A 6,538-nucleotide genomic window follows, 5' to 3' on the forward strand; every position below is an offset into this window, starting at 1 on the left:
TGTAAGAGCGGAACCGATATAAGCCATCACCCAAATAACGGATATGCACACACCACAAGCGAGCAAAAAAAAGCCCCGCGACCGAATGACGGCACGGGGCTAAAAATTGGCTGGATGCGACCAACCAAAGGAGCTCTTTAAGTCAAATCACTTGGCACTGGCAATCGTGGTACTCGGCTGCCACCCACCGCCCAACGCCTTGTAGATCGCGACGATCCCACGATACAGATCCACTTCGGCCTGAGCCTGGGAGTCCTCGGCGGCCAAACGCTCACGCTGCGCGTCCAGCAACACCAGGAAGTCCACCGTCCCTTCGCGGTAACGAATCTCCGCCAGATCCGCAGCAGCCCGGCTCGACTCACTCTGACGAATCAGCGAGACCAACCGCTGCTGGCGTTTGCCGTAATCACTGAAGGCATTCTCCGATTCTTCCAGCGCTAACAGCACCTGCTGCTCATAAGTCGCTAGGGCGCCATCCGCCTCGGCATCCGCACCACGCAACCTTGCCCGCACACTGCCCAGGTCAAACGCCGCCCAGGTAATGCTCGGACCCAGCGACCAGGCATTCGCCGCCGCCGACCCAATCTGCGAACCCCGCCCAGCGGTAAACCCGAGGAACCCACTGAGGCTCACCCGCGGAAACAGATCAGCCTTGGCCACCCCAATCCGCGCCGTGGCGGCTGCCAACTTACGCTCGGCACTGAGAATGTCCGGACGACGTTGCAGCAGTTGCCCCGGATCACCAATCGGCAACGCCTTGGCAATCGCCGGCAAATCTTTCGGGCTCAAATCCACGCTCAACTTGTCCGGCCGCTCACCGAGCAGGGTAGCGATACGATTACGCTCGCGAACTTCCTCGGCCTGCAGCTGCGGCACACTGGCTTCTACAGCCGCCAGACGCGCATCGGCCCGCACCACATCGAGCTGATCGCCCACACCGGCATCCCGCAGGCTGACCGTGATACCGCGCGAATCTTCCTGGTTCTTCAGGTTAGCCACCGCGATTTTCTCGCGCAGTTGCGCGCCCCGCAGTTGACCGTAAGCGTCCACCAGCTCGGCAATCATCGTGACTTGCAGTTGATACAGGTCGGCTTCGGCAACCTGTTGGTCAGCGTCGCTGGCCTCCAGGTTGCGGCGGATGCGGCCGAACAAGTCCACTTCCCAGGCCATGTCCAGGCCCAGGTCATAACGCTCACTGTTGACGCGTTTGGTGGTCTGGCCCGGAATCTGGCCTTTGCCCACGTCGCTGCTGGCGCGGCTGGTGATCACCGGCATCACGTCATTGGCAGCGTCGTCACGAATCGCCCGGGCTGCCCGCAGGCGGGCAAATGCCACCCGCAGGTCACGGTTACCGTTCAGGGACTGAGTCACCAACTGGTTAAGGGTCGGGTCCTCGAACTGTTGCCACCAGATGCCTTCGAACTTCGCGTGGTCGTACTGCTTGGCGTCGGCGGCGGCCGTTACGTTGGCCGCCTCCAGTGGCTGGGTTTTATAGTCCGGGCCCACGGCACAGGCGCTCAGCGCCAGTACCAGCAAGCTCGGCAAAAATACTTTCACGCTCATTGCTGTGTCTCCAGCTTCAAGGCCTTGGCCGCTTTGCGCGCTTCACCGCGTTCAACAAACCGGCGGATCAGTACATAGAACACTGGCGTCAGCAGCAGACCGAAGAAGGTCACGCCGATCATCCCGGAGAACACCGCCACACCCATGGCATGGCGCATCTCGGCACCGGCACCGCTGGACATCACCAGAGGCACTACACCCATGATGAAGGCGAACGAGGTCATCAGGATCGGCCGCAGACGCAGACGGCAGGCTTCCAGTACCGCAGCGAGCGGATCGAGGCCTTCCTGCTGTTTATCCTTGGCGAACTCGACGATCAGAATCGCGTTCTTACAGGCCAGGCCCACCAGGACGATCAGGCCGATCTGGGTGAAGATGTTGTTGTCGCCGCCAGAGATAATCACCCCGGTGATGGCCGACAGCAGGGTCATCGGTACGATCAGGATCACCGCCAGTGGCAGGCTCCAGCTTTCGTATTGGGCGGCCAGTACCAGGAACGCCAGCAGTACGCAGAGCGGGAACACGAACAGCGCAGTATTGCCCGAGAGGATTTGCTGATAGGTCAGGTCGGTCCACTCGTAGGTCATGCCGTTGGGCAGTTCGTCTTTCAACAGTTTCTCGATCGCCGCCTGGGCCTGGCCGGAGCTGTAGCCCGGTGCGGCGTTGCCGTTGATCTCGGCGGTGATGAAGCCGTTGTAGTGCATCACGCGGTCCGGGCCCGAGGTGTCGCTGACCTTGATGAAGGTCGCCAGGGGAATCATCTCGCCTTTGTTGTTGCGCACTTTCAGCTGGCCGATCTGGTCTTCATCCTGGCGGAACTGTTGCTCAGCCTGCACGTTGACCTGATAGGTGCGCCCGAAGCGGTTGAAGTCGTTGGCATACAACGAGCCCAGGTAGATCTGCAGGGTGTCGAAGATGTCGCTGATCGCCACGCCATGGGTCTTGGCCTTTTCGCGGTCGATGGCAGCATCGACCTGGGGCACGTTGACCGTGTAGCTGGTGAACAGGCCGAACAACTCAGGCACGCCACGGCTCTTGGTAATGATGTTCTGCACTTCTTTGTACAGCTCGTCGTAACCCAGGTTGCCACGGTCTTCGACCTGCAGGCGGAACCCGCCGATCGTACCCAGGCCCTGTACCGGCGGCGGTGGGAAGATCGCCATGTAGGCTTCCTGGATGCTGCTGTACTTGCCATTCAGTGCACCGGCAATCGCACCGGCAGACAGGCTCGGGTCTTTACGCTCATCGAACGGCTTCAAGGTCACGAACACGATGCCGTTGTTCGGGCTGTTGGTAAAACCGTTGATCGACAAGCCGGGGAAGGCGATCGCACTTTCCACGCCGGGCTGTTTCATGGCGATGTCGGACATGCGCTTGATCACGTCTTCGGTACGGTCCAGGCTCGCGGCGTCCGGCAATTGCGCGAAGGCCACCAGGTATTGCTTGTCCTGGGCCGGTACGAAACCGGTCGGCGTGTGGGCAAAGCCCATCCAGGTCAGGACCATCAGGCCGGCGTACAGGAACAGCGCGATACCACTGCCGCGGATCACCCTGCGTACCGTGCCGACGTAACCATGGCTGGCCTTGTCGAAGAAGCGGTTGAACGGTTTGAACAACCAGCCACCCAGCATCCTGTCGAGGAACCTGGAGAACCCGTCTTTCGGAGCGTTGTGGCCTTTGAGCAATACCGCTGCCAGTGCGGGCGACAGGGTCAGCGAGTTGAACGCCGAGATCACGGTCGAGATCGCAATGGTCAAGGCGAACTGCTTGTAGAACTGGCCGGTCAAGCCGCTGATAAATGCCGCTGGAATGAACACCGCACACAGTACCAGCGCGGTCGCGATGATCGGGCCGGTTACTTCGCTCATGGCCTTTTCAGTGGCCGGGAAGGGTTCCAGGCCCAATTCAATGTTCCGTTCGACGTTCTCCACCACCACGATGGCGTCGTCCACCACGATACCGATCGCCAACACCAGCCCGAACAGCGACAGCGCGTTGAGCGAGAAGCCAAACAGGTGCATCACCGCAAAGGTACCGATCAACGATACCGGCACCGCCACCAATGGAATGATCGACGCACGCCAGGTCTGCAGGAACAGGATCACCACCAGCACCACCAGGATCAGTGCTTCGAACAGGGTGTGAACCACGGCCTCGATGGAGCCACGTACGAAGACGGTAGGGTCATAGGCGATGCGGTAATCCATGCCCTCCGGGAAGCTCTGTTTCAGCTCCGCCATCTTGGCGCGCACTTCATTGGAGATGTCGATTGCGTTGGAGCCCGGGCGCTGGAAGATCGGGATCGCCACGGCCGGCTGGTTGTCGATCAACGAGCGCAAGGCGTACTGGCTGGAGCCCAGCTCAACCCGTGCAATGTCCTTCAAACGCGTGATTTCGCCGTTGGCGCCGGCACGGATGACGATATTCTCGAACTCTTCCTCAGTGACCAGTCGGCCCTGGGTGTTGACCGACAGCTGGAAGCTGGTGTCATTCGGCGCAGGTTGCGCGCCCAACGCACCGGCCGCCACCTGGCGGTTCTGTTCGCGAATGGCCGTGACCACGTCGGTGGCGGTCAGGTTGCGCGAGGCGGTCTTGTTCGGGTCCAGCCACACACGCAGGGAGTAATCGCCCATGCCGAACAGCTGCACATCACCCACGCCGCCCAGCCGTGCCAGCTCATCCTTGATATTGAGGATCGCGTAGTTGGACAGGTAGAGCATGTTGTAGCGCTGGTCGGGGGAGGTGATGTGCACCACCATGGTCAGGTCGGGAGAGGCCTTGTCCACGGTAATACCGATGCGCGTCACTTCCTCGGGCAGTTTGGGCTGAGTCCGGGTTACCCGGTTCTGCACCTGTACCTGCGCGTTATCCAGGTCGGTGCCCAGGGCGAAGGTGATGGTCAGGGTCAGCTTGCCGTCGGCGGTCGACTGCGAGGACATGTACAGCATGTTCTCGACGCCGGTGATGGCTTGCTCCAGAGGCGCAGCCACGGTTTCACCGATGACCTTGGGGTTGGCGCCCGGGAAGTTGGCACGGACCACGACGGTCGGCGGCACCACTTCCGGGTATTCACTGATCGGCAGCTGGAACAGTGAAATCGCGCCGGCGATCAGGATCAACAGCGACAGCACCGCTGCGAAGATCGGCCGCGAAATGAAGAACTTGGAAAAATTCATCTTGAGTCGTATCCCTTAACCGCGTGGAGTCGCTGTACTTGCGAGCTTGGGCGCGGCTTTATCCGGCGCCACTTGCTCCAGGTTGCTGGCTTCAAGCGCTTGTCGTTGTTGTGCCAAGGCGGCGAGGGTTTCCTTGCTGGCCATCGGGATGGTTTCCGGTGCAACCGGCGACCCCGGGCGAACGCGCTGCAATCCCTTGACGATGATCGTGTCGTCCTTGGTCAGGCCGCTGCGCACGATGCGCAAACCTTCGATCTTCGGACCCAGCTCCACCGCGCGGTAGGCAGGCTTGTCGCCGTCCATCACCAGTACGAACTTCTTGCCCAGGTCGGTGCCCACGGCTTCGTCGCTGATCAGCACGGCGGAGTAGGTGCCACTGCCTACCAGCTTCAGGCGCGCATACAGGCCTGGGGTGTATTCGCCCTTGCTGTTATCAAACACGGCGCGACCACGAATGGTGCCGGTGGCCGGGTTGACCTGGTTGTCGACGAAGTTCATCTGGCCCAGGTGCGGGTTGCCGTCTTCATTGGACAGGCCCAGGTACACCGGGGTAGTCGCGCCACGGCGACCCTGGCGCGCGAGTTCGGTGTACTTGAGGTACACACGTTCATCGGCGTCGAAGTAGGCGTAGACCTTGTCGGTGGACACCACGCTGGTCAGCGCGGTGACATCGGCGGTCACCAGGTTGCCGGCGGTGATCTCGGCACGGCTGACGCGGCCGCTGATGGGCGAGCTGACACGGGTGAAGCTCAGGTTCAGCTTGGCCAGGTCCAACTGCGCCTGGATGCCGGCGACAGTCGCATGGGCTTCCTGGGCGGCGGTGGTGCGCGAGTCGGCCAGCTCGGCGGAGATCGCATTGCTCTGGCGCAGGCGTTCGCCGCGCTGGGCTTCGTTATCGCTGCGGGTGGCGGCGGCCTTGGTTTGTGCGAGTTGTGCTTCGAGGCGGCGCACTTCGGCCTGGAATGGGCGTGGGTCGATCTGGAACAACAGGTCGCCTTTCTTGACCAAGGCACCTTCGGTGAAGGCGACCTGATCGATCTGGCCCGACACGCGCGGACGGATCTGCACGGTTTCCGGCGCTTCGAGCCGGCCGGTGAATTCGTCCCACTCATTGACCGGTTGTTCCAGCACCTTGGCCACGCTGACGTGGCTTGGTGGCATGGCGGCTGCCTGTTCGGGCGCTTTGCCGCAGGCGCTCATCACCATCACGGCCAAAATGGCCAAGGGATAGCGCAAATGTTTGAGTGACTGTTCCATGAGGTGCATCCGCCAATGTATTTAAGATGGGCGGATCATGCTCGGCAGGGTGCTATCTCACGAATCGAATGAAACAAAGGTAACTATCATTCGGAATGATATAAGCGTAAAGCGAGCCCTCTAGCATGGGGCTTTCGTTAGGGAGCTATCAATGCTGTTGATGACAAAGGACTGTTGCGCAAGATGCAAGGAACAGCGCGCCGCATAAATTGTCGGGCGTGTCTGCTATTCAAATGTACAGAGCGCCGGGTTGGTTGCCGTGCATTCGTTGCCTGACCATGCGCTGCCCAGAGGCCTGGCATTGACCTGGTTTTTCAGGGTCATGCTTACCGGTTCATGGTTCTGATCCAGGTAGTGGCATGCCACAGACGACTGGCCCTGGCTGCTTTGGATCACCGCCTTTTCAAAGTGGACCTGGTGCAGGTCCTTCTGCTCTGTCATCGGGTTTTGCCCGGTCCATTGCCGACCGTCCGGGCCGGACGCGGTGTAGGCGACCACTTCGCCGGTCGGCGTCTTTTTGTACGTATCTTTAAGGGCATGGG

The 6,538-nt window shown here is 60.8% G+C and carries 4 protein-coding genes; all 4 read right to left on the reverse strand.

The features are described from left to right. Nucleotides 1–147: 147 nt before the first annotated feature. On the reverse strand, nucleotides 148–1,563 hold the full coding sequence (locus HX873_RS31065; RefSeq protein ID WP_102604616.1) for an efflux transporter outer membrane subunit: 1,416 nt from the start codon (nucleotides 1,561–1,563) through the stop codon (nucleotides 148–150). Continuing rightward, entirely contained in the window at nucleotides 1,560–4,739 is a 3,180-nt protein-coding gene (locus HX873_RS31070; protein ID WP_003210869.1) for an efflux RND transporter permease subunit, read from the reverse strand. Before HX873_RS31070 ends, HX873_RS31065 begins: the two co-directional genes overlap by 4 nt. Nucleotides 4,740–4,754: 15 nt before the next feature. Then, on the reverse strand, nucleotides 4,755–5,996 hold the full coding sequence (gene mexE / locus HX873_RS31075; protein ID WP_008433857.1) for a multidrug efflux RND transporter periplasmic adaptor subunit MexE: 1,242 nt from the start codon (nucleotides 5,994–5,996) through the stop codon (nucleotides 4,755–4,757). 225 nt (nucleotides 5,997–6,221) lie between these two features. Next, nucleotides 6,222–6,538: DUF3757 domain-containing protein (locus HX873_RS31080; RefSeq protein ID WP_177123801.1), on the reverse strand; the 317-nt coding region annotated here is incomplete at its 5' end.

The organism is Pseudomonas sp. P7758, assembly GCF_013386485.1.
Classification (GTDB): Bacteria; Pseudomonadota; Gammaproteobacteria; order Pseudomonadales; family Pseudomonadaceae; genus Aquipseudomonas.